Annotated in this window: 28 protein-coding genes, 1 tRNA gene and 1 pseudogene; 15 read left to right on the top strand and 15 right to left on the bottom strand. The window is 70.6% G+C overall.

Annotated elements, in window-relative coordinates:
- Window positions 1–33: 33 nt before the first annotated feature.
- The 4 genes from NO900_RS14450 to NO900_RS14435 form a co-directional block, all read right to left on the bottom strand.
- Window positions 34–240 carry a hypothetical protein gene (locus NO900_RS14450; RefSeq protein ID WP_256409630.1) on the bottom strand — a complete coding sequence of 69 codons (207 nt, stop codon included), beginning with the start codon at window positions 238–240 and terminating at the stop codon, window positions 34–36.
- 265 nt (window positions 241–505) lie between these two features.
- On the bottom strand, window positions 506–1,705 hold the full coding sequence (locus tag NO900_RS14445) for a threonine synthase (RefSeq protein ID WP_256409631.1): 1,200 nt from the start codon (window positions 1,703–1,705) through the stop codon (window positions 506–508).
- A gap of 187 nt (window positions 1,706–1,892) precedes the next feature.
- Window positions 1,893–1,966 (bottom strand) — tRNA-Ile (locus tag NO900_RS14440).
- A 106-nt stretch (window positions 1,967–2,072) separates the two neighbouring features.
- A complete protein-coding gene (locus NO900_RS14435; RefSeq protein ID WP_256409632.1) occupies window positions 2,073–2,747 on the bottom strand; it encodes an FxsA family protein in 675 nt (224 codons plus the stop codon).
- A 141-nt stretch (window positions 2,748–2,888) separates the two neighbouring features.
- Here NO900_RS14435 and NO900_RS14430 point away from each other — a divergent pair, with 141 nt between their 5' ends.
- Window positions 2,889–3,629: a DUF1405 domain-containing protein gene (locus NO900_RS14430; protein ID WP_256409633.1), complete on the top strand. Its 741-nt coding sequence runs from the start codon at window positions 2,889–2,891 to the stop codon at window positions 3,627–3,629.
- Window positions 3,630–3,659: 30 nt separating this feature from the next.
- Window positions 3,660–4,706: a hypothetical protein gene (locus NO900_RS14425; protein WP_256409634.1), complete on the top strand. Its 1,047-nt coding sequence runs from the start codon at window positions 3,660–3,662 to the stop codon at window positions 4,704–4,706.
- A 297-nt stretch (window positions 4,707–5,003) separates the two neighbouring features.
- Here the strand turns inward: NO900_RS14425 and engB are convergent, their stop codons facing one another.
- On the bottom strand, window positions 5,004–5,624 hold the full coding sequence (engB, locus tag NO900_RS14420) for a GTP-binding protein EngB (protein ID WP_256409054.1): 621 nt from the start codon (window positions 5,622–5,624) through the stop codon (window positions 5,004–5,006).
- An 82-nt stretch (window positions 5,625–5,706) separates the two neighbouring features.
- A complete protein-coding gene (locus NO900_RS14415) occupies window positions 5,707–6,423 on the bottom strand; it encodes a DUF4013 domain-containing protein (RefSeq protein WP_256409053.1) in 717 nt (238 codons plus the stop codon).
- A 160-nt stretch (window positions 6,424–6,583) separates the two neighbouring features.
- Here NO900_RS14415 and NO900_RS14410 point away from each other — a divergent pair, with 160 nt between their 5' ends.
- Window positions 6,584–7,423 carry a 5-formyltetrahydrofolate cyclo-ligase gene (locus tag NO900_RS14410; RefSeq protein WP_256409052.1) on the top strand — a complete coding sequence of 280 codons (840 nt, stop codon included), beginning with the start codon at window positions 6,584–6,586 and terminating at the stop codon, window positions 7,421–7,423.
- A 38-nt stretch (window positions 7,424–7,461) separates the two neighbouring features.
- Here the strand turns inward: NO900_RS14410 and NO900_RS14405 are convergent, their stop codons facing one another.
- The 3 genes from NO900_RS14405 to NO900_RS14395 form a co-directional block, all read right to left on the bottom strand.
- The gene (locus NO900_RS14405; RefSeq protein ID WP_256409051.1) at window positions 7,462–7,665 is read right to left on the bottom strand and encodes a DUF8106 domain-containing protein; all 204 of its coding nucleotides are present in this window, start codon (window positions 7,663–7,665) and stop codon (window positions 7,462–7,464) included.
- A 172-nt stretch (window positions 7,666–7,837) separates the two neighbouring features.
- Window positions 7,838–8,932: an archaeosine biosynthesis radical SAM protein RaSEA gene (locus NO900_RS14400; protein ID WP_256409050.1), complete on the bottom strand. Its 1,095-nt coding sequence runs from the start codon at window positions 8,930–8,932 to the stop codon at window positions 7,838–7,840.
- Window positions 8,933–8,969: 37 nt separating this feature from the next.
- The gene (locus tag NO900_RS14395; RefSeq protein ID WP_256409267.1) at window positions 8,970–9,458 is read right to left on the bottom strand and encodes a hypothetical protein; all 489 of its coding nucleotides are present in this window, start codon (window positions 9,456–9,458) and stop codon (window positions 8,970–8,972) included.
- A gap of 288 nt (window positions 9,459–9,746) precedes the next feature.
- Between NO900_RS14395 and NO900_RS14390 the strand changes: the two genes are divergently transcribed.
- From NO900_RS14390 to NO900_RS17715, 3 genes and pseudogenes are all read left to right on the top strand, one after another.
- The gene (locus NO900_RS14390) at window positions 9,747–11,678 is read left to right on the top strand and encodes an aldehyde ferredoxin oxidoreductase family protein (RefSeq protein ID WP_256409266.1); all 1,932 of its coding nucleotides are present in this window, start codon (window positions 9,747–9,749) and stop codon (window positions 11,676–11,678) included.
- 77 nt (window positions 11,679–11,755) lie between these two features.
- Window positions 11,756–12,073 carry a DUF8066 domain-containing protein gene (locus NO900_RS14385; RefSeq protein ID WP_256409049.1) on the top strand — a complete coding sequence of 106 codons (318 nt, stop codon included), beginning with the start codon at window positions 11,756–11,758 and terminating at the stop codon, window positions 12,071–12,073.
- Window positions 12,074–12,135: 62 nt separating this feature from the next.
- Window positions 12,136–12,303 (top strand): annotated as a pseudogene (locus tag NO900_RS17715) (DUF8147 domain-containing protein); the annotation flags it as partial.
- Between the two features lie 272 nt (window positions 12,304–12,575).
- Here the strand turns inward: NO900_RS17715 and NO900_RS14375 are convergent.
- From NO900_RS14375 to NO900_RS14360, 4 genes are read right to left on the bottom strand one after another with little or no spacing between them, the layout of a single operon-like run.
- On the bottom strand, window positions 12,576–12,929 hold the full coding sequence (locus NO900_RS14375; protein ID WP_256409048.1) for an AzlD domain-containing protein: 354 nt from the start codon (window positions 12,927–12,929) through the stop codon (window positions 12,576–12,578).
- Window positions 12,926–13,615 (bottom strand): AzlC family ABC transporter permease, encoded by a 690-nt coding sequence (locus NO900_RS14370; protein ID WP_256409047.1) that lies wholly within the window; start codon window positions 13,613–13,615, stop codon window positions 12,926–12,928. The genes NO900_RS14375 and NO900_RS14370 overlap by 4 nt, the downstream gene beginning before the upstream one ends.
- A gap of 1 nt (window position 13,616) precedes the next feature.
- Window positions 13,617–14,483, bottom strand: coding sequence for an RNA methyltransferase (locus NO900_RS14365; RefSeq protein WP_256409046.1), 867 nt, complete (start codon window positions 14,481–14,483; stop codon window positions 13,617–13,619).
- On the bottom strand, window positions 14,480–15,073 hold the full coding sequence (locus tag NO900_RS14360; RefSeq protein WP_256409045.1) for a DUF8114 family protein: 594 nt from the start codon (window positions 15,071–15,073) through the stop codon (window positions 14,480–14,482). Before NO900_RS14360 ends, NO900_RS14365 begins: the two co-directional genes overlap by 4 nt.
- A 146-nt stretch (window positions 15,074–15,219) precedes the next feature.
- On the opposite strand from NO900_RS14360, the gene NO900_RS14355 reads away from it, so the two are divergent.
- Window positions 15,220–15,813: a DUF192 domain-containing protein gene (locus NO900_RS14355; protein ID WP_256409044.1), complete on the top strand. Its 594-nt coding sequence runs from the start codon at window positions 15,220–15,222 to the stop codon at window positions 15,811–15,813.
- Window positions 15,814–15,844: 31 nt separating this feature from the next.
- Here NO900_RS14355 and NO900_RS14350 read toward each other — a convergent pair whose 3' ends face one another.
- Complete coding sequence (locus tag NO900_RS14350) at window positions 15,845–17,239, bottom strand: sensor histidine kinase (RefSeq protein ID WP_256409043.1); 1,395 nt, start codon at window positions 17,237–17,239, stop codon at window positions 15,845–15,847.
- A 389-nt stretch (window positions 17,240–17,628) separates the two neighbouring features.
- Here NO900_RS14350 and folP point away from each other — a divergent pair, with 389 nt between their 5' ends.
- Both folP and NO900_RS14340 read left to right on the top strand, forming a co-directional pair.
- Window positions 17,629–18,903 (top strand): dihydropteroate synthase, encoded by a 1,275-nt coding sequence (gene folP / locus NO900_RS14345; RefSeq protein WP_256409042.1) that lies wholly within the window; start codon window positions 17,629–17,631, stop codon window positions 18,901–18,903.
- Window positions 18,904–19,077: 174 nt separating this feature from the next.
- A complete protein-coding gene (locus NO900_RS14340) occupies window positions 19,078–19,785 on the top strand; it encodes a 6-hydroxymethylpterin diphosphokinase MptE-like protein (protein ID WP_256409041.1) in 708 nt (235 codons plus the stop codon).
- Here the strand turns inward: NO900_RS14340 and NO900_RS14335 are convergent.
- A complete protein-coding gene (locus NO900_RS14335) occupies window positions 19,779–20,564 on the bottom strand; it encodes a creatininase family protein (protein WP_256409040.1) in 786 nt (261 codons plus the stop codon). The genes NO900_RS14340 and NO900_RS14335 overlap by 7 nt on opposite strands.
- A 144-nt stretch (window positions 20,565–20,708) precedes the next feature.
- On the opposite strand from NO900_RS14335, the gene NO900_RS14330 reads away from it, so the two are divergent.
- The 6 genes from NO900_RS14330 (at window position 20,709) to NO900_RS14305 (ending at window position 26,058) form a co-directional block, all read left to right on the top strand.
- Complete coding sequence (locus NO900_RS14330; RefSeq protein WP_256409039.1) at window positions 20,709–21,131, top strand: nascent polypeptide-associated complex protein; 423 nt, start codon at window positions 20,709–20,711, stop codon at window positions 21,129–21,131.
- A gap of 10 nt (window positions 21,132–21,141) precedes the next feature.
- Window positions 21,142–21,882, top strand: a complete 741-nt coding sequence (locus tag NO900_RS14325) for a methyltransferase domain-containing protein (protein ID WP_256409038.1) — start codon at window positions 21,142–21,144, stop codon at window positions 21,880–21,882.
- 41 nt (window positions 21,883–21,923) lie between these two features.
- Complete coding sequence (locus tag NO900_RS14320) at window positions 21,924–23,012, top strand: transcriptional regulator TbsP domain-containing protein (protein ID WP_256409841.1); 1,089 nt, start codon at window positions 21,924–21,926, stop codon at window positions 23,010–23,012.
- 87 nt (window positions 23,013–23,099) lie between these two features.
- Window positions 23,100–24,221, top strand: a complete 1,122-nt coding sequence (locus tag NO900_RS14315) for a pyridoxal phosphate-dependent aminotransferase (protein ID WP_256409036.1) — start codon at window positions 23,100–23,102, stop codon at window positions 24,219–24,221.
- A gap of 93 nt (window positions 24,222–24,314) precedes the next feature.
- Window positions 24,315–25,517: a methionine adenosyltransferase gene (locus NO900_RS14310; protein WP_256409035.1), complete on the top strand. Its 1,203-nt coding sequence runs from the start codon at window positions 24,315–24,317 to the stop codon at window positions 25,515–25,517.
- Window positions 25,518–25,605: 88 nt separating this feature from the next.
- On the top strand, window positions 25,606–26,058 hold the full coding sequence (locus tag NO900_RS14305) for a DUF5804 family protein (RefSeq protein WP_256409034.1): 453 nt from the start codon (window positions 25,606–25,608) through the stop codon (window positions 26,056–26,058).
- The last annotated feature ends 189 nt before the right edge of the window (window positions 26,059–26,247 follow it).

The following is a 26,247-nucleotide window of genomic DNA, read 5'->3' as shown; positions in this document are numbered from 1 at the left end:
GACCGCGGCGACCGCGGAGCGCGCCGCCGCGCCTCAGAGCACCCAGCTGGCGAGGACGCCGATCACCGCCGCCGCGCCGAGGACCGTCAGCGCGCCGCCGAAGAGCGGCGAGTCGGCGAGCAGCGGGACGCCGATCGCCACCGCCACGAGACCGGCGAGCAAGAGGACGATTTTGAGGACGACGGTGGGGACCAACTCCAGGATAACGTCGAAGACGATCTCGAATATCTCGTCGAGCATGGTTTCGAGGGCGTCCGTGGATGACTGCTGACTGGTACAAATATTCGGTGGTCGGAGGTCCCGACGTCCACGCCGCCGGCTCAACCCGCTCAGCGCCCCCGTCTCGGTGTACGCGTTCGTCGCCGCGTATCCCCGGCGACCCCTCCCGAGCCGGCCTCGCCGGAGCGGTTTCGATGGGACCGCAGTTCCGGTACGTCGGCGCGCTGGTCCGGCGAGACGACGCCGCCGACCGACGGAAGGACCGACAGCGGCCGGTTGCGGCGGCTCACGACACCGCGTCGCGGACCGCGGCGGGGACGTCCGTCCGGTCGACCTCCCGAACCGACGCGGTGTCGGGATCCGACGGCCCGTACTTGTACCCCGACCCGGTCAGTATCACGGCGACGTCGTCCGCGGCGTCGAACTCCCCGGCCGTGGCGAGCTCCCGCACGGCGGCTGTGGCCACGGCGCAGGACGGCTCGACGGAGACCCCGGCGTCGGCCGCGAGGCGGTCCGTCTCGTCGATCATCGCCTCCTCGGCGACGGAGACGACGCCCCCGTCCGTCTCCGCGACCGCGGCCAGCGCCCGGTTCCCGCTCGGCGGGTCGGCGTTGTTGATCGAGACGGCCGCCGTCGGCTCCCCCTCGACCGGCTCGACGCGCGACCTCCCGCGTCGGTACGCCCGCGCGATCGGATCGCACCGCGCGGCCTGCGCGAGGTAGATCCGCGGTACCGACGGGAGCAGTCCGGCGGCGTCCAGCTCTCGGAGCGCTTTCCAGACCCCGCTCGCCTGCCCGCCGCTGCTGACCGGCAGGACGATCGCGTCGGGGGCGTCGGGGGCGAACGCCTCGCAGATCTCGTACGCGACCGTCTTCTGTCCGGCCACGCGGAGCGGGGCGTCCGAGTTGAGGAACGCGGCGCCGAGGTCGCCGTCGACGGTGTCGCGGTAGAGCCGCCCGTAGTCCCCGCGGACCCGGAACAGGTGCGGGTCGTGTTGGGCGATCATCGCGAGCCGGGAGTCGGGGGTGTCCTCGGCCACGAGGATGACCGCTTCGCGGTCCGCCGCGGCGGCGTGAGCGGCGACGCTCAGCGCCATGTTGCCGTGCGAGACCGTTCCGATCGGGCCGTCCGCTCGGCAGACACCGACGGCCGTTCCCCGGTCCTTGAAGCTCCCCGTCGGGTTGACGCCCTCGACCTTGAGATGGATCCGGGGGCCGTCCGTCGGTTCGATAGACGGCGCCCGAAACAGCGGCGTCCCCCCGGCAGCGGCGGCGAATCCGGTCGGCGCCGCCGCGGGGAGCACGGAGTCGTAACGCCAGAGGGTGTCCCGTCCGAGCGTCGCGTCGCCCCCCGTCGTTCCGCTCGCGTCGGACCAGTCGAACGACGCGGTGTCGGGCTCGAACCAGAGCGGCTCGCCGCAGCGACAGCGGACCGCGTCGCCGAACGCGTACGTCTCGCCGCAGTCGTAACAGGCCAATCGGTCCATACCACCCCCTCGCGCGCGGCCTACAAATGACTGGTCACGGGAGAACGGGACCGTTTCGACCGAGCACGCCTCGAACGCGCTCTCGACGATGTAGCGGCGTCGCTGGAGGATTAGAACGACGAAATTGGGTGGCTGGGGAGTCCCAGCCCACCAATCCCGAGCGGCCGAAGGCCGCCCGCGAAGCAGGTGGGCCAACACGGATTTGAACCGTGGACCTCCCGGTTATCAGCCGAGCGCTCAACCTGACTGAGCTATTGGCCCAGGTGAGCGCATTCGGTCGTTGCGCGGGTAGGATTTTAAGGGTTTCCTTTCGACAGTCCGCCGCCGTCTCGCGGTTTTAACGTCCCGCGCCGCGATCCTCTCGCGGTCAGTCGGTTCGCTCGGACTCCTCGTCTTCGACCGTGAAGTCGACGTCGACCACGTCGTCGGCGCGGTCCGGGTCGTCGAAACGGTCGCCGCCGTCGCCGCTCCCGCCGCTTCCCCCGTCCGTCGCTCCACCGGACCCACCGGCGCCGCCCGCACCGGGGAAGTCGTCGGGGTCGTCGCCGGCGGGGCCGTCGAACCCGTCGCCGCCGAATCCCCCGCCGCCCATCGTGAAGCCGGCCCCGCCGCCGTCGCCGCCGGGGAAGCCGCCGATGTACACGTTGCCGGAGGCGAAGCCCCCGCTCTCGCCGTCGAGGTACGGCACCACGACGTACTTCTTGAGCGCCATGCGGATCGGGACTCGCGAGAGCGGGAGCGCGAGCAGGAAGCCGACCGCGTCGGTGACGAGCCCGGGCGTGAGCAGGAACGCGCCGGCGGCGATCAGGAGGCCGCCGTCGAGCAGCTCGTCGGTCGGGGGCTCGCCGCGGGCCAGCTTGCGCTGGACGCGCGCGAGCGTCGCCCGCCCCTCGGCGCGCAGGAGGAGCATCCCGAGCACGGCGGTCAACACGACCAGCGCGACCGTGACCGCCCACCCCAGCCGCGTCGCGACCACGATCAGGAACAGCGCGTCCACGAGGGGGACGACGAGCAGCAGCGCGAGCAGCGTGCGCGGGCGCATACCACGAGCGTTCCGGCCGGGGACTCATAGCCCTTTTCGTCCGGCCGGGGGCCGACCCGACCGCCGGCGACGCCCGACCGCGCTCGCGTCGGGGCGATCCGCGACCGCCACGGCTTTGAGCGACGGGGCCGACCCGAGCGTATGGACATCGTCGGCGCGCTCGGACGCGACCCCCCGGAGCGCGAGCCGCTGCCGCGGTGGGTCGCGCCCCTGCCGGAGGCGCTGGAGGACGTCGCCTTCCGGTTCGCGTGGGTCATCGTCGCGATCAACCTCGTCGGCACCGCGTTCGGCTTCTGGTACTACCGGTTCCAGTTCCGGGAAGTGCCCGTCGAGATGTGGGCGTTCGTCCCGGACAGCCCGGGCGCGACGCTGCTCATCGCGCTCGCGCTCGCGGCGTGGGCGGTCGGGCGGTCGAGCGACACCCTCGCGACGCTCGCCTTCTTCGGCAACGTCAAGCTCGGGCTGTGGACCCCCTACGTGCTCGTCGTCTTCGCGCCGCGGTTCGTCGAGACGTCGGGGCCGCCGCTGTACGCGTTCCTCCTCGTGAGCCACCTCGGAATGGTCGTGCAGGCGTTCGTGCTCTACCGGATCACGGACTTCCCGCCGGGGGCGGTCGCCGTCGCGACCGCGTGGTACACGGTCGACCTCCTGATGGACTACTTCGTCCCCGTGACCGGCGGCGTGACCCACACCTCGCTGCCGTACGCCGACGCGACGCCGTGGTTCACCACGACGGTGCTGCAGGTCGCGGCCGCGGGCGCGGTCGTGCTCACCGTGATCCCGCTGTTCTGGACGCTCGGAACCCACGTCGAGAAGCTCCGGACGCGGTACGGACCCGGGGGCGACGGAGCGAGTCCCGACGGCGGCCGCCCGCGTCCCTGATTTAAGTTCACCGAGGGCGTCGGACGATCCATGAGCGTCTACGAGCGTATCGCGGAGCTGTCCGTGACCATCGAGTCCGTCGACCGGCGTCGGTACACCGGCGCGACCACCAGCGGCTTCGAGCGCACCACCACCGAGTTCCGGCTCGCCGGCGACGGCGTCGTCGGACGCGGCGAGGACGTGACCTACGAGACCGAGGACCATGACGCGCTCGCGGGGACCGACCCGATCGACATCGAGGGGGAGTGGACGATCGACGAGCTGTCGGCGCGGCTCGACAACGAGGATCTGTTCGCGCACGAGGCGCCGGAACGCGAGTACTCGCGGAGCTACCGCCGGTGGGCGGTCGAGAGCGCGGCGCTCGACCTGGCGCTCAGGCAGCGGGAGGAGTCGCTCGGCGCGTTCCTCGGCGTCGAGGCGTCGCCGGTGCGGTTCGTCGTCTCCACGCGCCTCGGCGAGCCGCCGACGACCGACCGCGTCGAGGAGCTGCTCGCGCTCGACGACGAGCTGGAGTTCAAGCTCGACCCGACGCCGGACTGGCCGGAGGAGGCGTTCGTGACGCTCCGGGAGACGGACGCCGTCCGGATCCTGGACCTCAAGGGCTGGTACGAGGGCACCGACGTGGACGCCGAGGCCGACCCCGAGCTGTACCGCGACGTGTTCGCCGCGTTCCCCGCCGCGGTCGTCGAGGACCCGGCGCTCACGCCGGCGACGCGGGCGCTCGTCGAGCCGCAGGCGGACCGGCTCTCCTTCGACTACCCGATCGACGGGGTCGAGAGCCTCGAATCGCTCCCGATCGACCCGGGGTACTGCAACATCAAACCGTCCCGGTTCGGCACCCTCGAATCGCTGTTTGAGACGATCGCGTACTGTCGGGAGCAGGGGATCGAGATGTACGGCGGCGGGCAGTTCGAACTCGCCAGCGGGCGGGACGCGATCCAGACGCTCGCCGCCCTCTTCTACCCCGACGGCCCGAACGACGTGGCGCCCCGGCCGTTCAATGACCCGAAGGCGTCGCCGCCGTACCCGATGAGCCCGCTTCGCCCCGACCGCGACGCGGTCGGCTTCGAGTTCTGACCTGACGCGATCTCGATCGGATATCGATACCGACGACATACCAGTACAACCGCGGTGGCGCGTGCCTCTGAGGCCGCCTCGGGGCCGAGGAGCACGCGCGAGGGAGTCGCTGGCGGCATCAGCCGCCAGCGACGAGGCTGGGGAGGCGTGAGGTGCGGTCGCTGTGCGGGGCGGGACTCAAAGGGGCGCCCTCACGGCTGGGGCTCTGGAGGTGTTCGCCGACGATCCGCAGTCGGCCATTTACAAACAGACAATCGCAGTCACGGAGCAACCAACTCTGCGATTAGACACGACGACTTACGAGACGAACTTCAGCAGGTCGTCGCGGTTGTGCTCGTGGAACCGCGTTCGCAGGCACTCCTCTAACGCCTCGATATCGCCCCGCTTCGCACAGATCGGCGCGATCCGGTCCGACCACTGCTGCCACGGCGGGTAGAGCCCCAGGCGGTCGCAGATCTCGTCGAGGCGCTCGTCGAGGTCGTCGATCTTGTCGGTCTTGTTGACGGCGACGATCGGTTCGACGCCCACGTCCTCCAAGAAGCCGTACATCTCGATATCGTGGGGGAGATTTCCGCGCTCGGCGTGGCGGTCGATGATGTCGACGGCGGCCTTCCCGTCCATCACGACGACGCCGGCCAGGATCGAGTCGGCGTTCGCCTCTAGGTAATGGACGATGTCCGTCTTGATCTGCTCGCGGTGCGCCTCCTCGACGCCGGACATGAAGCCGAACCCGGGCAGGTCGGTGAACATGAAGCCCTCGCTGGCCCAGTCGAAGTGGTTCGGCTGCCGGGTGACGCCCGGCTTCCCGCCGGTCGAGAAGTCGTGGCCCGTCAGCTCGCGCATCAGCGTGGACTTCCCGACGTTCGAGCGCCCCACGAGGACGACCTCGGCGTCGCGGTCCGGCCGGTCTTCGAACATAGGCGTCCATGGGCGACTGAGCGGTTTAAAAGGCGCGTCGTGGCCGTGTCGCCCCCGGACTGCGAGGCCGACGTCGCCGCGGTCAGACCGCCGCGCCGCCGTCGTCGGCCCGACCCTCCGGGTCCTCCGGGCCCGCCGGCCCCTCGATGCGGTCGTTGACGGCCGCGAACGCCGACCCGAACATCCGGAACACGGCGACCTGGCCGTAGAACTGGACGAACGGGACCAACACCGCGCCGACGATAGTCACGATGAGCACGACGGAGACGAGGAAGACGCCGACCGAGATCAGGAGCGGCATCACCACGGCGAGGAGGTACTCCGCGCTGAACAGCGTCGGCTTGAGGAGCCTCACGTCGAAGGCCGCGCTCACCTCGCCGCGGACCGCGTACGCCGTGAGCGCCGCCGGGACCGCGTAGTAGATGAGGAACAGCACGGGGATGAAGGCCACCGCGAGCAGCGCGCCGGTGAGGCCGATCAGCGCGCCGAGATCGCCGCCGACTCCGGACCCGATCCCGACGACCACCGAGACGACGATCCCGTACGCGACGAGGGGAACGATCGAGTACGCGAGCGCGATGAGCACCCCGACCGCGCCCTTCGCCAGCAGGTCGCCCCAGTCGTCGAACGCCGGCGGCACGTCGTCGCCCGCCACGGTCCGCTCCAGCACCCTGACGAGGTAGCCGAAGACGGCGAACGTCGGGATCACGAGCACCGAGAGCAGCCCCAGGACGCCGCCGATGACGATCCGCCCGACCCAGTCCTCGCGCATCGGATACGACAGCCCGTCTTCGATCATATCCCGACCCAACACCGATCTGATATATAAAAACGGCGACACGGTCGCCGACGGCCCGCCGTCTCGCCGACGACGCACCGTCGCGTCAGTCGAGATCGGGGCCGATCCGCGTCGACCTCGCGTCCGTCGCCTACTTGTCGCCCCGCGCCCTCCGTCCGGCATGGACAAACAGGCCGTCCGCGAGGCCGTCTGGGACGCCTTCGAGGCGGGCGACCAGGCGCGGTTCCCGTTCCCGCCGCACGACCGGATCCCGAACTTCGCGGGCGCGGACGCGGCGTGCGAGCGACTGACCGCGACCGACGAGTGGGCCGGCGCCGAGACGCTCAAGTGCAACCCCGACGCGCCCCAGCTCCCGGTCAGGCGCGCCGCGCTCCGCGCCGGCAAGACGGTGTACGTCGCGCAGCCGCGGCTCCGCGACCCGGACCCCTTCCTCCGTCTCGATCCGGCCGAGATACCGCCCGAGGAGATCGACGACGCGACGACGGTCTCCGGCATCTCCGAGTACGGCACGCCGGTCGGACCCGGGGACGTTCCCCGCGTCGACCTCGTGGTCGCCGGCTCCGTCGGCGTGACGACCGACGGCGCCCGGATCGGGAAGGGCGAGGGGTACAGCGACCTGGAGTGGGGCGTGCTCAGCGAGCTCGACGCCGTCGGCAGCGAGGCGCAGCGCGCCTCTGGCAGCGAGGGACAGCGTCCCTCGGGCGACCGGGCGTCGCCCGGTGAAAGCCGGACGCAGTCCGGCGACGCCGACACGACGGTCGCGACCACGGTCCACGAGCTGTCCGTGATCGACGGTCCGGACTCTCCCGTGGCGGACGGCGCGGACCGTCCCGAACCGGACGCGCACGACGTACCGCTCGACCTGATCGTCACGCCGGAGCGAACGGTCCGGACCGAGACGCCGTACGACCGGCCGAGCGGGATCGACTGGACCGCGCTCGACCCGGAGCGGCTGGACGAGATCCCGGTGCTCGCGGAGCGGGCACCGGAGCGAGGGTAGGAAGGACGACCGACCGTCGGACGTCGACCGGGGACCGCTCAGTCCGCGCGCTTCGGCGACGGCGCGGACCGCTCCGTGCGGTGGTCCGCGACGTGACCGCACTCGGGGCAGACGATGGTGCGCGCGTCGCCGTCGCTGACGACGAGCCACCCCTCCGAGACGGGGCTCTGGAAGCTGCACTCCGCACAGAAGAGGACCGACTTCCGGGGGGACGACCGGGGACCGCTGGCGACTGCGTTCATACCTATCCGTACCGTCCCGACGTATATGGGTCTTGTCCGGCCTGATCGTTCGGTATATTCCGAATTATAACCCGGAAGCGCGTCGATATTCGTGCCGAAAGAAAACGACCGTTTCAGGGATTCGAATCGAACTGATCGGTTCTGTCACCGTCGTTCCGGATCGATCGGCCCCCTACCGCGCCAGCGGCATGTTGTAGCTCGTCTCCGCCGCCATCACGTGTTCCCACGTCGCCTCGCAGTCGCAGGAGACCTGGTCGAAGACGCTCGGGTCCTGGCGCTTGTCGAAGTCCTTGATCGCGGTCTGGACGCGGTCGTCGCACTCGCCGCAGTTGTGCGCGCCGCGGTCGGAGCCGTGTCCGACGGGATCCGAGACGACGATGGCGTCGACGTCGGCCGTCGCTTCGAGGACGTGCGCGACCGACCAGAGCCACGGCGGCCGGTAGCCGCCCTCGAAGAACAGCTCGTCGACCATCGTGTAGCGCTGGACGTTCGTCGGGTTCATCGAGACGGTGTGGCAGCCGTCGACGTCGGCGCAGCGCCGGATCGAGTCGACCATGTCGGCGGCGGCCTCGGGCTCCGCGAGGAAGGGCGGCTTCATGAGGAGGTACGCCTTGATCCCCACCGCCGCGTCGAACTCGGCGTCGGCCGCGGCCGCCTCGGCGCAGGCGTCCTCGAAGTCGGCGAAGTCGAAGTACTTGTTCACGCAGTCGTGCCGCACCCGGTCGGTGGCCGTCTCCAGCCCGACCGCCACGTCGGTCGCGATCCCGTGATCGGCGAAGTCGCCGATCTTCTCCCGGCTCACGAAGTCCGGCAGCGACTCGACGACGATCCGGTCTCGGTCCACGAACGTCTCGGCGATGGCCCGGCGGGTCTCCGCGGGGACCTCGCGCTCGTCGAGGAACGAGCCGGAGGTGTAGATCTTGATCAGCTCGGCGGGGGCGTCCGCCTCCTCGCGCTCGTGGTCGAGACAGACCTCGATCTGGTTCATGAGGGCCTCGTGGCTCACGCTGCCGCCCTCGACCGACTCGGCGACGTAGCCGCACATCGTGCAGCCGCCGGCGCGGGCCCACCGACAGCCGCCGGTGTTGAGGATGATCGTGAGGGAGTTCACCACGCCGTCGGGCGTGTTGTCCTCGTCGATCCAGACGCGGGTCGGCTGCGTCGGGTCGTACGTCTCCGAGCGCTCGGCGCGGATGTCGCGCATCACGGCGTTGTGCGCGTCCATCCCGCGCCCCTGCTCGTACGCGTCGGGGCTCGGCTTACTCATTACCGGAAGAAGCGGTCGAGCGCGTAAAGCCGTGTCGTCATCGGGGCTCGCCGGCGATCTCTCGAAGCGCGGCGGCCGCGACGACCGCCGCGGCTCCCAGCCCCGCGCCGACCGCGTTGACCGCGGCGTCGCCCCACGCGAACGACCGCCACGGGATCGGCGCCTGGACGAGTTCGATCCCGAACCCGAACGCGACGGCCGCCCCGGCGGCCAGGGGGAGTCCCCGCCGTCCCCGGCCGATCGCGCGGCTCGCGAGAACGGTGAGGACCGCGTAGCCGACGAGGTGGAAGGGGTCGGTGAGGCCGATATCGACGGGGAGCGTTCCGCCGCCCCCGCCGAGCGGGTCGCCCCGCCCCACCGCGTCACCCCCGCCGACCGCACCGACGACGCGACCGACCGCGTCGACGGCGCGCGCGGCCCACGACACCGGGAGCGTCGACGCGACGAGGACCGCCAGCGCGAACCCGACGGCGGCCCGGCCGGCGCTGGGTTCGGCGCGGTCGTCGTCGGTCCCGGTCACGCGCACCGGTTCGCGCCCCGCGGGGTTAGCGCTCACGGACCGGCGGCGTCGCGTCCGACCCGACACCGTCGGTCCGGCCCGTCGTCCGGTCGAAACCGCTCGGAAGTACTCTCGTTTTCGGCCGGCCTAAAACTGTTCGATCTCGCTTCGGTCCCCGATTTTTCTCCCCGCCGGTCGCGGTCGTCGTTTATATACCAGGGCAGCGATTGAGCCACCCCGACGTAATTGATATCGGTTTCATCCGGAGGTGAACACCTAACAGGCTACGGTCCTTCTATAATGAACGAGCATTACATGACTGAAATGGGCGGCTACAGGGACCGAGTTGCACAGGTCGACCTCGGTGACGAGGCGGTCGAGTACCGCGGTATCGACGACGAGGACGCGAAGAAGTACATCGGCGCGCGCGGGCTGGGCGTCAAGTACGTCTTCGACGCCGGCCCGGACGTGGACCCGATGGGACCGGACAACCGGCTGGCGTTCATGACGGGCCCCCTCACCGGGACCCAGACCGTGATGAGCGGCCGCATCGCGCTGGTGACGAAGTCCCCGCTCACGGGGACCGTCACCGACTCGCACCACGGCGGCTGGTCCGGCGCGCGGCTCAAGTGGGCCGGGCTCGACGGGATCCTGCTCGACGGCGAGAGCGACGAGCCCGTCTACCTGCTCGTCGAGGACGGCGAGGTCGAGGTGCGCGACGCCTCGCACCTCTGGGGTCAGGGCGTCCACGACACGGTCGACCAGATCGGCGAGGAGGTCGACGGGAAGGTCGGCCGGGACCTCTCCGTGATGGCGATCGGGCAGGGCGGCGAGAACGGCGTCCGCTACGCCTGCGTCATCAACGAGGACGACCGCGCCTCGGGTCGGGGCGGCACGGGCGCTGTGATGGGCGCGAAGAACGTGAAGGCGGTCGTCGTGAAGTCGGGGACCGACATGCCGAAGCCCGCCGACCCGGAGACGTTCCAGGAAGGGTACCAGCAGGCGATGGAGGTCATCCGCGAGTCCGACGTCACCGCGCCCAACGAGGGCGGGCTCTCGATGTACGGGACGAACGTCCTGATGAACGCGACCGAGGAGATGGACGGCCTCCCGTCGAAGAACGCGAAGTACACCTCGACCGAGGCGTACCACGACGCCGAGGGCGTCGACATCGAGGCCGAGCGCGTCTCCGGCGAGAACGTCCGCGAGAACATCCTCGTCGACGAGCCGACGTGCCACTCCTGTCCGGTGGCGTGTAAGAAGGAGGTCGACGTCAACGTCACGCACAAGGGCCAGGACATGAACGTCCGCACGGAGTCGTACGAGTACGAGTCCGCGTGGGCGCTCGGCCCGAACTCCGGCCACTCCGACCGCGACGAGATCGCGCTGCTGCTCCAGCGCTGTAACGACCTCGGCGTCGACACCATCGAGGCCGGCAACATGATGGCGATGGCGATGGAGATGAGCGAGGAGGGCAAGCTCGACGACGTGGGCCACATCGACTGGGGCGACTCCGAGGCGATGATCGACCTCATCGACGAGATCGGGCACCGCTCCTCGGACCTCGGCGACCTCCTCGCGGAGGGGCCGGAGCGCGTCGCCGACGCGAAGGACGCGCACGGCAACAAGCTCTCGGTCAAGGGCCAGACGATGGCCGCCTACGACCCGCGCTGCATGAAGGGGATGGGGATCGCGTACGCGACCTCCAACCGCGGCGCCTGTCACCTGCGCGGCTACACGCCCGCCGCCGAGATCCTCGGCATTCCGGAGAAGGTCGACCCGTACGAGTGGGAGGGCAAGGGCGAGCTCACCGCCACCTTCCAGGACCTGCACGCGGTGTCGGACTCGTTCGACATCTGCAAGTTCAGCGCCTTCGCCGAGGGGATCGAGGAGTACGTGCTCCAGTACAACGGCGTGACCGGCCGCGACGTCACCGAGGACGAGCTGTTCGAGGCCGGCGAGCGCGTCTACAACCTCGAACGCTACTACAACAACCTCGCCGGCTTCGACGGCGCGGACGACACGCTGCCGAACCGCTTCATCGAGGGGCACCCGGACGCCATCCCCGGCACGGGCGCCAGCGAGGGCGAACTGGTCGAGCTCGACGAGATGAAGGCCGAGTACTACGAGACCCGCGGCTGGGTCGACGGCGTCGTGCCCGACGAGAAGCTCGACGAGCTCGGCATCGACGTCGGACCCGGCACCGGCGTCTCCGCCGGCGACTCCGCGGCCCCGGCCGACGACTGAGCGACCGCGTCGCGGGCGCGGACGCTCGGCCGGCGCTCGCATTCATTTTTAAGTGATTCACGCCGGTAGCGACGCGTATGGCGCACGACCCGCTCTCGCCGGCCGAGGCCCTCCGAACCCGTATCGGGACGGTCGTCGCGACCGTGGCCCTCCTGACGTTCGTCTACTCCGTCCTGATCGTCGCGCAGTTCCTGCTCGGGGTCGTCGTCGGGGTCCTGCTCCCGGTCGGCCTCTACCTCTCGTACCGCACGTTCGCCGCCCTGGACGCGCTCGCCGACGCGGCCCAGCGCATCGCCGACGCCCGGGAGCGCGAGGTCGAGAGGGAGTCCGGGTTCGGGGCCGCCGCCGAACGCGAGGGATCGTCCGCGGACCGCGTCGCCGAGCGCGACCGGTAGGCCGTCGCTCGCGGTCGGGTCCCGGCGCGAAGTTTAAGCGGCGAGCCGTCGTTCGGCCGCGCATGAACGCTCGTCTCCCGGCGGCGGTCGGCGTCGCCATCGCGACGTTCCTCGTCGTCGCCGGAGCCCTCACCGAGGCGCTTTCGGCCCGGATCGCCTTCTCCGCGCTCGTCGGCCTCCCGGTCGGGATCGCGGCGGGGGTCGTCGCCGGGGCCGCGACGCGGACGTCGCTCTGGCGGTCGCCGCGGGCGCGGCCGGCGCTGCTCGGGACCGCCGCGTTCGGCTACGGTCCTCGTCGCCGCCGCGGTCTCGTATTCCGTGCCCCCGGCTCGCGACCTCGTGAGCGTCGCGACCGCGGTGCCGTTCGCCGGGCTCTGCGCGGTCGCGGTCGCGCTCCTGGCCCGGCGGTACCCGGACCGGATCGAGTGAGGGCGCCGTGCAGGTTGGGGCTGGGCAAGGTTAGATCAAACGGGGTTGGGCGGGCCGGGTCGAGCCGAGCGCCTCACGCGAAGACGACGAACCGGAACAGCCACAGCACGCCCATCCCGACCGCGATCGTGGCGAAGACGTTCTCGGTGCGCCACGCGACGACGCCGGCCGCGGCGCCCGCGATCAGCCGCTCGTCGAGAAGCGTCGCGCCGACCGAGGGACCGAGCGTCACCAGGTCGGGGAGGACGAGCGCCGCGAGCACCGCCGGCGGGACGTAGCGCAGGGGGCGCTCGATCCGAGGCGGCACCTCGTCGATCCGTCCGAACAGGTGGATGAAGGAGAGTCGGAAGCCGTACGTCGCGGCGCCGATGACGAGGATCGCGAGCCAGACGCCGAGCGAGCCCGCGGCCGGGGGTGCGCCCGTCACGCCTCGCTCACCTCCGCCGCGAGGCCGACGGCGATGCCGGTGACAGACCCGACGAGCAGGCCGAGGTTCAGCGGGAGCCCGGCCGCGACGACCGCGACCGCGCCGCCCGCGACGCCGGCCGCGGTGGTCGGGCGGTCCTTCATCGCGGGGACGAGGAGCGCGAGGAAGACGAGGGGCACCGCGAACGTGAGCCCCCACGCGTCGGGGACGCCGGCGCCGACGACGACGCCGACGACGGTCCCGACCTGCCAGACGACCCACAGCGACGCCCCCGCGCCGAGGTAGTAGCGCCACCGGCTCCGGTCGGGGTTCTCGTCGAACTCCGCGACCGAGAGGGCGTACGCCTGGTCGGTGAGTACGTACGCGAGGCCGGCCCGGAGGCGGCGGCCGTAGTCGGCGAAGTGCGGCGCGATGGAGGCCGAGTACATCACCATCCGGACGTTGATCACGACCGCCGTGCCGACGACGACCGCGAGCGGCGCGTTCGACCCGAGCAGGTCGAGCGCGGCCAGCTGGGAGGCGCCGGCGAACACGATCACCGACATCCCGACCGCCTCCGCGAGCCCGAGGCCGGCGTCGACCGCGGCGATGCCGGCGACCAAGGCGAACGGGACGATGCCGAGCATGAGCGGCGACACGTCGCGGACGCCGGCCCAGAGGTCGCCGTCGAGGGGGGAGTCGCGCACGCTATCGCTCCCGCGGGTAGACCGGCTCGTCGTACTTGGCGGCCAGGTGCTCCGCGTGCTCCAGCTTGGCGTTCGCCTTCCGGAACGTCCCCAACAGGGAGTGGACCTCCCGCTCCGTGGGATGCGCGCGTCCGAGCAGCCGGCGCATCAGCAGCGCGTTCTTCTCGACCTGGTGGTCGCGCTGGCCGGTCGCTTCGAGGAAGTCGCGGAAGAAGCCGTGGAAGCGCTCCACGTCGCCCTCGGGCGCCCGCGTGACCTCGGTGTCCGGGAGCTGCGTCTCGTCGACGGTGAGCTCGCGGAGCTCGTAGAGGAGGACGGTCGCGGCCTGCCCGAGGTTCAGGACCGGGTAGTCGTCGTCCGCCGGGATCGAGCAGACCTCGTCGAGCCGCGAGAGCTCCTCGTTGTTGAGCCCGCGGCCCTCCCGGCCGAACACGATCGCGGTCGGCGCGTCGACGGCCTTCAGCGACTCGCGGAGCTCGGCGGGGGTCTTGAACGGGAACCGCTCGTGGCTTCGGTCGTCCTCGCCGGTGATCGCGGTGGTGCCGACGGTGTGGTAGTTCGCCACCACCTCGTCGAACGTCACCTCCTCGGCGTTCGGGAGCACGTCCTCCCGGGCGTGGCCGGCGAAGCCGTACGCCTCGCCGTCCTCCCTCAGCGCCGGCGGGTCGACCAGCTTGAGGTCGGATAGGCCGAAGTTCTTCATCGCCCGGGCGATCGTGCCGACGTTGCCGGGCGTCTCCGGCTCCACGACGACGACGACCGGCTTCCGGCGGGTCGGCGAGGCGGGATCGTCGCCCTCGGGAGTCGCGTCGCCCTCAGGAGTCGCGTCGTCGCGCTCGACGCTCTCGCTCTCGTCGTCGCCGCTCATCGGTTCGACGGGTAGTCGGTCGAGAGGTCGACGGCCTCGAAGTCGTCTTCGCTCAGCTCGTTGTCCGCGTCGTCTCCCTCGTCGCCCTCGCCGGCGAGTTCGAGGATGTCGATCCGGTCGCCTTCGAAGTCCTGCTCGACGCGCTCCTGGACCTCCTGTTGGTCCGGCAGGTCCGGGAGCCCGTCGGGGTCCTCCTCGACGTGCTCGACCGAGCCGTACCCCTCCGGGGCCTCGTTGCCGGCCGCGACCCACTCGTGGAAGCGGTCGCCGAACTCCAGGCTGCCGGCGTGCTCGCTGCCGCCCTCCTCGCGGTACCAGTAGATCAGGTCGGGCTCGTGTTCGGGGCAGACCAGCACCTCCCCCTCGGGCTCGCCGTAGACGATCTCGGCCTGGTTACAGCGGTGGACCTCGCTTTCGCCGTGCTCCAGGTAACAGACGTCGCAGGGCTCCTCGACGAGCGAGACGAGCCGAAAGAGCCGCTCCCGCGGCCCCTCGGGGATCTCGTCGAGCGGCTTGAGCTCGCCGTCGTCGGTGAAGATTTCCTCCTCGTCGAACCGCCATCCGCGGAGGCCGACGCTCACTTTCGCCATGCGAGCGCCTAGACGAGGCGCGGATAAAAGCGCGTCCTTCCCGGAACGAGCGCCGCCGACGCGACGAGCCCGTCGCTCTCGTCGAGTCGCCGTGAACGCAGACGCCCTCCGCGGGGCATATACGCGAGCGGGTCGTAGACCTAGCGATGCGACGACGAGAGCTGTTCCGCGCGGTCGGTGCCGGGTCGATCGGCGCTCTCGCCGGCTGCGCCGGGCTCGGACCGACCGGGAGCGACGGGCGAGCAGGCGATGGCGGAGGAAACGGCGACGACGGCGACAGGAACGGCGACGGCAATGACGGCGAGGACTCGGGAGGGGCGACCGAGTGGCCGTCCGGTCCATACGCCGACTACGACGCGACTCCCGTCGCGGTCCGGACCGCCGACGGCGACCGACTCGGGACGGTGACCGCGGCGATCGCCGAGACCGGTGACCAGCGCTTTCTCGGGCTCAGCGACGCCGAGACACTTCCCGAGGACGCCGGGTTGCTGTTCGTCTTCCCCGCGGAGCGCGAGTCGCTCACGTTCGTGATGCGCGAGATGGACTTCGGAATCGACATCGTCTACGCCGATAGCGAAGGGACGATCACCCGGATCCACCACGCGCCAGAACCGGGGCCGAACGAAGACGGGAGCGAGCAGGAGTACCCCGGATCGGGCCGGTACGTGCTCGAGGTCCCTTATAAATGGACCGACGACCACGGCGTCGAGGCGGGAGACGTGCTGGCGTTCGAGCTGTGATACCGCACGGAACACAGGACGCGTATCTCGCTCACTGACCGAAACTAATATCAGTGAACTCGAACCGGGCTCCCCCGTCCGTCCCATCGACGACCGCAACCTGCCAGCCGTGGGCCTCGGCGATCCGTCTGACGATGGTTAATCCGAACCCGGTTCCGCCGCTCGCTGAGGTATGCCCGGGGTCAAACACAGTCTCACGAGCGTCTTCGGGAATCCCCGGACCGGTATCTTCCACGTAGATCCCGCGGTCATCGATCCGGCCGACACGAACGATCACGTCTTCCCCGCCGTGTTCGACTGCGTTCCGAAAGAGATTCTCGAAGACGTGCTGGAGTCGGCTCCGGTCGCCGGTAATCGTGACGTCGTCCTCGATTTCGATGGTTGCCTCGCCTGTCTGGACGTTTTTCCAACACGTGCCGACGATATTGGTCAGATCTATCGGTTCCGGGTCCGAAACGACTTGACCCTCTCTGGCGAGCGTGAGCGTATCAGTGATGATCTCCTCCATCCGGTCGAGCGCTCCGACGATGGGTGGGAGATGGTCGCTATCGCAGTCGTTGGTGAGCAGCGCTGCCCGCCCCTGTGCGATATTGAGCGGATTTCGCAAATCGTGGGACACTACGCCCGCGAACTCGTCGAGCTGTTCCTTCTGGCTCTGGAGCTGTCGTTCCTGCTTGACGCGCTCGGTGATGTTCCGCGTGATCCCGATGATCTGGGTTACCTCGCCGTTCGTAACAACCGGTGTGAGAACCGTCTGCCAGAACCGTGCGCCCGTCTCGACGGGTAACTCTTCTTCATACGAGATCGGTTCGCGGGCTCCGACACAGCGACGGTAGTTCGCTCGGATCTCCGCCCCGAGGTCTTTACCGAACACGTCGGTCGGGGTTTTCTCCTTGACTTCTTCCGTTGTGATTCCGGTCTGTTCCTCGTAGGCCCGGTTCAGCCGTTCGAACCGAAACACGTACCCCGTCTCCGCCGAGTCAACGGAGAGGAAGAAGATACTGTCCTGGACGGTCTCGAGGAGCGTTCTGTACTCTTCGGCGAGCCCCTGGAACTGTTGCTCCTGGCGTTTCCGCTGGGAGATGTCGCGGCTATTCACGAGAATCCCGCCGATATCCGGGTCGTCGAACCGGTTTTGCAGCGTTGCCTCGATCCAACACCACGAGCCGTCGGCTCGCCGAAACCGCGTCTCGATTATCTGGGTCTCGTCGGGGTTCGTCTGAATGGTTTCGATAGCGTCGGCGACGGCCTCACGGTCGTCCGGCTGTTGATACTCGTAGCCGACCTCTCCGACCAACTCCTCCGGCTCGTGTCCGAGAGTCCGAGTGACGGAGGGACTGACATACGTAATCGTCCCGTCTGAATCGATGACCGTCGCAATATCCGAAGATTCTTCGACAAGCTTGCGATGCAATTCCTCACTCATGTTGATGTAGCAATGGGTCGCCGAACAGCTAATACTTCCGAACTCAACGGTGCGGCTCCGGTGAAATCGGTCTTAGAGCCAGTCATACCGTCAGTAGCAGAAATGATAGTTCACCGCGGGGTTCTATACGGACAGCGCGACTCTTGCAACCGTTCTTCGGGTTTTCAGTCTTTTCCGGTCGAGTTCACCGGAGAGGTGCGTGTGTCTGAACCCAGTCGGGTACTTCAGCACCACCGGTTGTGTGCCACCGGTATCGCGGCGATCACGACCGGCTGGTGGTTCGAACGAATCGTATGTCGGCGTGGATTCACTCCGTGTTTCCCGTCAAATTCCCGGCGAGGGCGTCGGGTACTCGCCCCGTTTATGTCGCTCGCGCCCGTGGTGAGCGTATGCGAAACGTGGACGCCGCGGGGCTCGGGATCGGCGACGACCACCCGCCCCGGATCATGGGCGTGCTCAACGTCTCCCGGGAGTCGCCGTACGACCCGAGCGTGTACGACGACCCCGGCGAGGCCGCCGAGTACGTCGACGAGGAGCTGATCGGCGAGGGGGCCGACGTCGTCGACGTGGGGCTCGAATCCGCGAACAAGGACCTCGACGTGCTCTCGGCCGAACAGGAGTTGGACCGGCTCGACACCGCGATCGAGACCCTCGAATCGACCTCCGGCGACGCCGTCTGGTCGATCGAGACCCGCTACCACGAGGTCGCGGACGAGGCGCTCTCTCGGGGGTTCGACATGGTCAACGACATCTGCGGGTTCGCCGACCCGGAGATGCCCCGCGTCTGCCGCGAACACGACGCGGCCGTCTCGAAGATGGCCTCGCCGCCGGACCTGGAGCGTCCGGGCGCGATCGAGGACGTGGACGAGATCTACGAGGCGCTCTCGATGAACGGGTTCACCGACAAGACGATCCTCGACCCCGCCTTCGGCGGCTGGTCCGAGGCGAAGACCCACGCCGACGACCGCGAGACGTTCCGCCGCCTCCGGGAGTTCCGGGGGTACGGCCGCCCGCTGCTCGTCTCGATCAACCGCAAGAGCTTCCTCAAGACGATCGCGGGGCGGACCACCGAGGAGGCGCTCCCCGTCTCCCTGGCCGCCACGTCGATGGCGGTCGAGCGCGGCGCCCACGTGGTCCGTACCCACGACGTGGCGGAGACCCGCGACGCCGCGCTCGTCGGCGCGGAGCTCGCCCGCGACCGCGTCCGGTCGGGCCGCGACGCGGGCGACGTCGCCGTCGAGGAACTGGACGTGACGACCGCGCGGGAGGCGGAGCGCCACCTCGACCGGCTCGGCGCCGACCGCGACGTCGCCGGCGCCGCGGTCGTTCGCACCTACGAGCTGACCGGGCTGCCGGAGCCGGCGGTCGGGGCGCTCAGGGCCGCGACCGCGGGGTCCGAGGGGGTCGACGGAACCGCGTTCGCCCTCGCGGGAGCGGTCGACGCGGCCGCCGGTCCGCCCTCTGCGACCGACGGCGGGGCGCTCGGCGACGACGGGGTCGAGGCGTCCGTCGGTTCCGGAGCGACCGCCGACTCCGGAGGGGCCGGCGCGACCGGGCTCCTCGTCTGTACGCCCGCCGGGCTCTCAGCCCTCACGGAGGCCGTTTCCGGCGTCTCCGACCCGCTCGACGCCGCGCTCGAAACGATCGGCGCCGGTGGGAAGTAAGAGAAAGTTTATGCCGTCGTGCAGACAACCGATCGACCGGACGCCGGAGGGGCACGCGGGTAGGGGTACTCTGTGCCACTCCGGTCCATACCGTACTCCACCCCGCCAGCGGCGGCGCCGCGCGGCGCCGACCCGAGACGAGAGGCCCGACGGTTCGGACCCGGGGGAGACGCCGTGAACTTCGAGGCGTTCGAGCCGCTGTACGAGGCGATCCTCGCGGACTTCGGCTTCGATCGGGCCGCCGACGAGCGCGCCCGCGACGTCGCCGCCGAGCTGGCGACCCCCTTCCCGCTCGACCGCCTCGGGGACTGGCGCGGCGAGACCGTCGCCGTCGCGGGCGCCGCGCCGCGACTCGTCGACGACGTCGGTATCGCCCGCGACGCCGACGTCGTCGTCGCCGCCTCCACCGCCGCCGACGTCCTCAGGGACCGCGGCGTCGCGGTCGACTGCATGGTGACCGACCTCGACAAGAACCCGGAGACCGCGGCGGCGCTGACGCGGGAGGGCGTCCCGGTCGCGGCCCACGCCCACGGCGACAACGTCCCCGCGGTCCGCGAGTGGCTGCCGCGGTTCGCCGACGAGCGGACGCTGGCGACGACGCAGGCCGCGCCGGCGGGTCCCGTCGCGAACCTCGGCGGGTTCACCGACGGCGACCGCGCCGCCTTCCTCGCCGACCACGTCGGCGCCGGGCGGCTCGTCTTCCCGGGCTGGGCGTTCGACGACCCGGACGTGGGCCCGACGAAGGCGAGGAAGCTCGACTGGGCCGCGCGCCTGCTGCGGTGGCTCGAACGCCGCCGGGGCGAGCGGTTCGGGGTCCTCGACGGGCGGCGGGAGGCAGCCGACGCGGCGCTCGACGCGGCGTTGTCCGGAAGCGGTCAGTAGGGCGACGACTCGACGCGCTCCTTCGGAAGCAGCTCCTCGCGGTCGCGGGCCTCCAGCCACTCGACGAGCCGCACGAGCTGGTCGGTCGCCGCCTCGAACAGCCGCTCGGCCTTCTCCGGGGTCACGTCGGTCGGGTCGCCGAACGCGCCGTTCGCGGAGTTGTCGACCGAGTCGTAGAAGGTCCGGGCGCCGTGGACGACCGCGTCCGACTCGTCGAGGTGGACCAGCCCGTCGTCGCGGGCGTTCTCGAACTGGTCCTCGCGGACGAGCTCGGGGGCGATGTGGGTGATCATCGCGGTCTCCTTCGGCCCCGCGTGCGGCCCGTTGTGCTCGAACAGCTCGTCGACGAGCTCCGGGATCGACTCGTCCCACATCCACTCCAGCGCGTAGGTCGTGCCGTCCTCGTGGAGCCGCCGACCGACCTCGCGGAGGTGCTGGACGTTGCCGCCGTGGGCGTTCACGTAGACGACCCGGTCGATCCCGTGGTACGCGAGGTTCCGGGTGAACCCCTCGACGTAGTCCCGGAACTCGGGCGGGTCGACCCACATCGTCCCCGGGAACTGCCGGTGGTGCGGGCTGACGCCAACCTGGACCGTCGGGGTTCGGACGACGCCGGTCTCCTCCGCGGCCGCGCTCGCGAGCGCCTCCGCGATCAGGTGGTCGGTGGCCAGCGGGAGGTGCGGGCCGTGCTGTTCCGTGGAGCCGAGCGGGACCAGCGCGACGGACTCGTCGGACAGTTTCGCTCCGAGCTCCGGCCACGTGTGGTCGGCGAGGTACATACTCTGAGGTGGGGTTCGGGACGTATGAACCCGGCCGTTCCGGCGCGGTTCGCCGTCTCGGTCCCGCTCGCCCGATTCGGCCGTCGACGGGGGTATCGTCCCGTGTCGCCACCCTTTTTGTGCCGTCCGGCCGAACGCTCTCCCATGTTTGGAGGCGGCGGCATGAATCCGCGGAAGATGAAACAGATGATGAAACAGATGGGGATCGACGTCGAGGAGATCGACGCCGAGCGGGTCGTCATCGAGACGGCCGACGGCGACGACCTCGTCTTCGACGGCGCCGACGTGACCAAGATGGACGCGCAGGGTCAGGAGACCTACCAGATCGTCGGTTCGCCCGACGAGGTCGCCGACGCCGGCGGGACCCCCTCGGCGGTCGAGGGCGACTCGGGCGCGGCGGCGATCGAGGACGAGGCGGCCGACGACGGCGACGGGACGGCCGACGCGATCCCCGACGAGGACGTGGCGCTGGTCGCCGAGCGCGCCGGCGTCCCGCAGTCGACGGCCCGCGAGGCCCTCGAAGACGCGGACGGCGACCTCGCGGCCGCCATCGCGGCCCTGGAGTGACTGATCGGGCGTGACGGACGCCGCGTACCTGCTGGTTCGCGACGACCGGGAGTACCTGCTGGAGCCGGGCGAGGAGTTCGGCACCGACCTCGGCGTGCTCGACGTCCCCGAGGACGTCGAGGGCGGCGACACCGTCGAGACGCATCTCGGCACCGCCTTCGCGGTCCGCGAGCTCCGCGGGCCGGACCTGTTCAACCACCTCGAACGCACCGGCGCCCCGATGATGCCCCGCGACGTGGGGCTCGTGATGGGCCACACCGGCGCGTCCGGCGGCGACCGCGTCCTCGACGCCGGCACCGGGACGGGGATCCTCGCGGCGTACCTCGGGCGGGCGGGCGCCGACGTGACGACCTACGAGGTCGACGCCGAGTTCGCCGACGTCGCCCGCGCCAACATGGCGACCGCGGGGGTCGCCGACCGCGTCGAGGTCCGGACCGGCGACCTCACCGAGGAGCTCGACGCGCTCGCCGAGGGCGAGCCGTTCGACGCCCTCACGCTCGACACCGGCGACGCGCCGACTGTCGTCGAGCGCGCCGACGAGCTGCTCGTCTCCGGGGGCTGTCTCGCGGTCTACTCCCCGTTCGTCGAGGGGACGCGCGAGGCGGTCCTCGCGGCCCGCGAGGCCGGCCTCGACGGGATCGAGACGCTGGAGACGATCCAGCGCGAGATGGAGTTCTCGGAGCGCGGCTCCCGCCCCTCGACCGCCGGCGTCGGCCACACCGGGTACCTCGTCCTCGCGCGGGCGCCCTGAGCCGGCGCAACGTTCTTTCCGGTTCCGCCGCCACGGAGCGTATGGCTCCCCCGGGAGGCGGGAACGGCGACGCATCCACCGACGAGCCCTCCGAGGTCGCCGCCGCGGTCGACGAGTACGACGAGGGGCTCTCGTCCGCGTTGGAGTCGGCCCTCGCGGGCCGGTCCGGCGTCGTCGCCGTCGGCGTCCCCCTCGGACTGCTCCCGCCGGTCCTCGCCGCTCGTCGGCGGACCGACGACGACGAACCCTGGCGGATCGCCTGTCGTCCCGGGGCCGTCGACGCGCTCGGCCGGGCGGTCGTCCTCGGCACCGCCGTCGCCGAGGCGGTCGCAGCCGGGGAGTTCGAGCTCCGGACGCTCGCCGACGACGCGGGGCGAGGCGGCGCGGCCGACACCGAGACCGCGGGTCGCCCGCTCGCGTTCGCGACGCCCGATCGGGTCGACGCGGTCGCGGGCCCGGGATCGGCCCGAACGCTCGTCTCCGAGACGAGCGGTGAGACCGCCTCGGCGGCGTTCGGCGCGGCGGCGGCGCGGTTCGACGCGGCGACGCCCGCGACCGTCGGCATGCCCCCGCGCACCCGCCTGCTGGACGCGGCGCGCGAGACCCTCGACGACCGGTTCGCGGACGACGTGGCCGCGATCTTCGACGCGCTCGACCACGGGGCGGTCGGGCGGACCGGGACCGTCACCGACCGGACCCTGCTGGTCGCGCTCGCCGCGCGCCACGACCACCTGTTCCGAGACCTCCGGCAGTGGGTCGACGGCGGCGGGAACCGGGGCGACGGGAATGAGGGCGACGCGGCGGACCGCGGCGCGGAGGACCGCGTCGCGTCCGGAGAGGACCGGGTCGCGGCTGGGGAGGACCGCGTCGCGGTCGCGCCCGGACAGGAGCTCACGGCCGACCGGCGCGCGCTCGTCGAGCGCGAGCTGATCGAGTCGATCAGGGTCCCCACCGGACCGGGGCGGCCGCTACTCCGGCTCAGGGCGGTCGACGAGGCGCTCCTCCGGGCCGAGCCGACGGAGGTGCTCAGCGTGCTCCGCGGGCGGTTCGCGCTCCCGCTCGACGGGAACGGGACGCCCCGCTCCGGTGCGGGCGGCGCGGGGCGTCGACCGGTGTGGGACCGCAAGTAGCGGTCGGCCGTCGCTCCGCTCCCGCCGAGCGCGCCGCCGGGCGCCAACGTGACAAGAACTAACTCCCGGCGGCGCCCCCGAACGGGTATGCCGAACTTCTCCGAGAGGGTCGAGCGGATCTCCATCAGCGGGATCCGCGAGGTGTTCGAGGCGGCCGGCGACGACGCGATCAACCTCGGGCTGGGACAGCCCGACTTCCCGACGCCGGAGCACGCGCGCCGGGCGGCCGTCGACGCGATAGAGGACGGGAAGGCCGACGCCTACACCGAGAACAAGGGGATCCGGTCGCTCCGGGAGGCGATCGCGGCGAAGCACCGGGCGGACCAGGGGGTCGACCTCGACCCCGCGAACGTGATCGCCACCGCGGGCGGGAGCGAGGCGCTCCACGTCGCGCTGGAGGCGCACGTGGACGAGGGCGACGAGGTCGTGATCCCGGACCCGGGGTTCGTCTCCTACGACGCGCTCACGAAGCTCGCGGGCGGCGAGCCCGTGCCCGCGCCGCTGCGCGACGACCTCACGATCGACCCGGCCGCGATCGAGGACGCCATCACGGACGACACCGCGGCGTTCGTGGTGAACTCGCCCGGCAACCCCACCGGCGCGGTCTCCTCCGAGGCCGACGTGCGGGAGTTCGCGCGGATCGCCGACGAGCACGACGTGCTCTGTCTCTCCGACGAGGTGTACGAGTACACGGTCTTCGACGGCGAGCACTACTCGCCGATGGAGTTCGCGGAGACGGACAGCGTCGTCGTCGTCAACTCCGCCTCGAAGCTGTTCTCGATGACGGGCTGGCGGCTCGGCTGGGTGTACGGCTCCGACGAGCGCGTCGAGCGCATGCTGCGCGTCCACCAGTACGCGCAGGCCTGCGCGTCGGCGCCGGCGCAGTACGCGGCGGAGGGCGCGCTCCGGGGCGACCGCGGGATCGTCGACGAGATGACCGCCTCCTTCGAGCGCCGCCGCGACCTCCTGCTGGAGGGGTTCGACGAGATCGGGCTCGACTGCCCCACGCCGCAGGGCGCCTTCTACGCGATGCCCCGCGTGCCCGAGGGGTTCGTCGACGAGTGCATCGACCGCGGGGTGATCGTCGTCCCGGGCGAGGCGTTCGGCGAGCACGGACGGGGCCACGCCCGGATCTCGTACGCGACCGACGAGAGCGAGCTCCGCGAGGCGCTCGACGTGATGGGCGAGGCGTACGAGGCGGTACGGTAGCGTCGGGCGCCGCCGAAAAATAACCCTAGGGCATTAGCCGGGGGCGAGAGGTTTCCGCAAGTTATACTGCGACCGACGAAGTACCGAGGGGTAATGGACCGGAACATTCAGGTCAGCCGCCTCGACCGGCGGGCCGTCGAGGACCAGGAGGTCGAGATCGTCGAGCGGAAGGGTGTCGGACACCCGGACTCGATCTGCGACGGTATCGCCGAGTCGGTGTCGCGGGCGCTCTCGCAGCTCTACTTGGACCGCGTCGGCAAGGTGCTCCACTACAACACCGACGAGACGCAGCTCGTCGCCGGCCGCGCCGCGCCGGCGTACGGCGGCGGCGAGGTCGTCGAACCGATCTACGTGCTCATCGTCGGGCGCGCCACGAAGGAGTACGAGGGCGAGCAGCTCCCGGTCGACTCGACCGCGCTGGCGGCCGCCCGCGACTACCTCGGCGAGGCGCTCCCGGAGCTGGAGTACGGCACCGACGTCGTCATCGACGCGAAGCTCGGCGAGGGCTCCGGCGACCTCCAGGACGTGTTCGGCGAGGAGACCCAGCAGGTGCCGATGGCGAACGACACCTCCTTCGGCGTCGGTCACGCGCCGCTCACCGAGACCGAGACCATCGTCCGCGAGGCCGAGCGCGCGCTCAACGGCCGGTACCACGACGACCACCCCGAGCTCGGCCCCGACGTGAAGATCATGGGCAAGCGCGAGGGCGACCGGATCGACATCACGGTCGCGGCCGCGATGGTCGACGCCTACGTCGACGGGCTGGAGGAGTACGACGACGCGGTCGCGAGCGTGCGCGAGTTCGTCACCGACCTCGCCGAGGCCCGCACCGACCGCGAGGTCGGCGTCGACGTCAACACCGCCGACGACTACGACGAGGGCTCCGTCTACCTCACCGTCACCGGCACCTCCGCCGAGCAGGGCGACGACGGCTCCGTCGGCCGCGGCAACCGCGCGAACGGCCTCATCACCCCGAACCGCCCGATGTCGATGGAGGCGACCTCCGGGAAGAACCCGGTCAACCACATCGGGAAGATCTACAACCTCCTCTCGACGCGGATCGCCGAGTCGGTCACCGACGAGGTCGACGGGATCCGCGACCTGCAGGTCCGGCTGCTCTCGCAGATCGGGCGCCCGATCGACGAGCCGCACGTCGCCGACGCGCAGCTGGTGACCGAGGAGGGCGTCGCGATCGGCGACATCGAGGCGGACGTCCTGGAGATCGTCGACCGCGAGCTGGCCGACGTCACCGACGTGACCCGCAGCGTCATCGACGGCGACGTCTCGACGTTCTGAGCCGAGGACGGCCGTGCCGTCGGTCGGCTCCTTACTCGACGCCCCGACGACCGCAACCGATTTGGGGGGCCGGCGAGTCCGGTAGCGTGTGACGCGGGTGTGTCTCCTCGGCGACCCGGACGTCGACCTCACCTACGAGCTGCTGTCCCGCGAGACCGCCCGGGACGCGCTCGCGACGTACGACATCGAGGAGCCGTACGCGAACAGCCTCGCCGTGGACACCGTGAGCCTCGGCGCCGCCGTGGCGCTGTTGAACGACCTCAACTGGTACCTCGCGCGCTTCGTCGACGAGGCGCTCGTCCGCGAGCCGTCGATTTCGACCGACGAGTGGCTCTCGCGCGACCTCGCCCGCGAGGTGCGCGACGGCGCGGTCCCGCCCGAGGAGACCGACCAGCGCCTGAAGGTGTTCGGGCTCGTCGACGAGCGGCCGGTCGAGCCGCTGTACGTCCGGCGGACGCAGGGCGAGACGCCCGAGTACGACCTCCGCGACGTCGACGAGACGGTGATCGTCCGGGTGAGCGAGTCGGAATTTTCGGGATAAGTGGTGGAGGCGAGCGTTCGCTCAGCGTGGAGCGCGGTAAGCAGGTCCGAAGTCTTGACTGTTCTCGTTTATAAGTGACTGACCGAGACCTGGCGGTGAAGAGATCCGAAGCCCCAGCCGCTCGATTATAAATGCGTACTGGCGGACCCGCGGCAAACGCCTCCAAAGCCCCAGCCGTGAGGCGGGCGC

The sequence above is a fragment of the Halorubrum rutilum genome, from assembly GCF_024494565.1.
The sequence above is the reverse complement of the archived record's forward strand: the minus strand, read 5'-3'. Positions and strand labels throughout refer to the sequence as shown.

What these genes read in the sequence shown, in the direction of transcription:
- NO900_RS14450 (WP_256409630.1), bottom strand. Translation starts at nt 240, where the DNA reads ATGCTCGACGAGATATTCGAGATCGTCTTCGACGTTATCCTGGAGTTG.
- NO900_RS14445 (WP_256409631.1), bottom strand. Translation starts at nt 1,705, where the DNA reads ATGGACCGATTGGCCTGTTACGACTGCGGCGAGACGTACGCGTTCGGC.
- NO900_RS14435 (WP_256409632.1), bottom strand. Translation starts at nt 2,747, where the DNA reads ATGCGCCCGCGCACGCTGCTCGCGCTGCTGCTCGTCGTCCCCCTCGTG.
- NO900_RS14430 (WP_256409633.1), top strand. Translation starts at nt 2,889, where the DNA reads ATGGACATCGTCGGCGCGCTCGGACGCGACCCCCCGGAGCGCGAGCCG.
- NO900_RS14425 (WP_256409634.1), top strand. Translation starts at nt 3,660, where the DNA reads ATGAGCGTCTACGAGCGTATCGCGGAGCTGTCCGTGACCATCGAGTCC.
- engB (WP_256409054.1), bottom strand. Translation starts at nt 5,624, where the DNA reads ATGTTCGAAGACCGGCCGGACCGCGACGCCGAGGTCGTCCTCGTGGGG.
- NO900_RS14415 (WP_256409053.1), bottom strand. Translation starts at nt 6,423, where the DNA reads ATGATCGAAGACGGGCTGTCGTATCCGATGCGCGAGGACTGGGTCGGG.
- NO900_RS14410 (WP_256409052.1), top strand. Translation starts at nt 6,584, where the DNA reads ATGGACAAACAGGCCGTCCGCGAGGCCGTCTGGGACGCCTTCGAGGCG.
- NO900_RS14405 (WP_256409051.1), bottom strand. Translation starts at nt 7,665, where the DNA reads ATGAACGCAGTCGCCAGCGGTCCCCGGTCGTCCCCCCGGAAGTCGGTC.
- NO900_RS14400 (WP_256409050.1), bottom strand. Translation starts at nt 8,932, where the DNA reads ATGAGTAAGCCGAGCCCCGACGCGTACGAGCAGGGGCGCGGGATGGAC.
- NO900_RS14390 (WP_256409266.1), top strand. Translation starts at nt 9,747, where the DNA reads ATGACTGAAATGGGCGGCTACAGGGACCGAGTTGCACAGGTCGACCTC.
- NO900_RS14385 (WP_256409049.1), top strand. Translation starts at nt 11,756, where the DNA reads ATGGCGCACGACCCGCTCTCGCCGGCCGAGGCCCTCCGAACCCGTATC.
- NO900_RS14365 (WP_256409046.1), bottom strand. Translation starts at nt 14,483, where the DNA reads ATGAGCGGCGACGACGAGAGCGAGAGCGTCGAGCGCGACGACGCGACT.
- NO900_RS14360 (WP_256409045.1), bottom strand. Translation starts at nt 15,073, where the DNA reads ATGGCGAAAGTGAGCGTCGGCCTCCGCGGATGGCGGTTCGACGAGGAG.
- NO900_RS14355 (WP_256409044.1), top strand. Translation starts at nt 15,220, where the DNA reads ATGCGACGACGAGAGCTGTTCCGCGCGGTCGGTGCCGGGTCGATCGGC.
- NO900_RS14350 (WP_256409043.1), bottom strand. Translation starts at nt 17,239, where the DNA reads ATGAGTGAGGAATTGCATCGCAAGCTTGTCGAAGAATCTTCGGATATT.
- folP (WP_256409042.1), top strand. Translation starts at nt 17,629, where the DNA reads ATGCGAAACGTGGACGCCGCGGGGCTCGGGATCGGCGACGACCACCCG.
- NO900_RS14335 (WP_256409040.1), bottom strand. Translation starts at nt 20,564, where the DNA reads ATGTACCTCGCCGACCACACGTGGCCGGAGCTCGGAGCGAAACTGTCC.
- NO900_RS14330 (WP_256409039.1), top strand. Translation starts at nt 20,709, where the DNA reads ATGTTTGGAGGCGGCGGCATGAATCCGCGGAAGATGAAACAGATGATG.
- NO900_RS14320 (WP_256409841.1), top strand. Translation starts at nt 21,924, where the DNA reads ATGGCTCCCCCGGGAGGCGGGAACGGCGACGCATCCACCGACGAGCCC.
- NO900_RS14315 (WP_256409036.1), top strand. Translation starts at nt 23,100, where the DNA reads ATGCCGAACTTCTCCGAGAGGGTCGAGCGGATCTCCATCAGCGGGATC.
- NO900_RS14310 (WP_256409035.1), top strand. Translation starts at nt 24,315, where the DNA reads ATGGACCGGAACATTCAGGTCAGCCGCCTCGACCGGCGGGCCGTCGAG.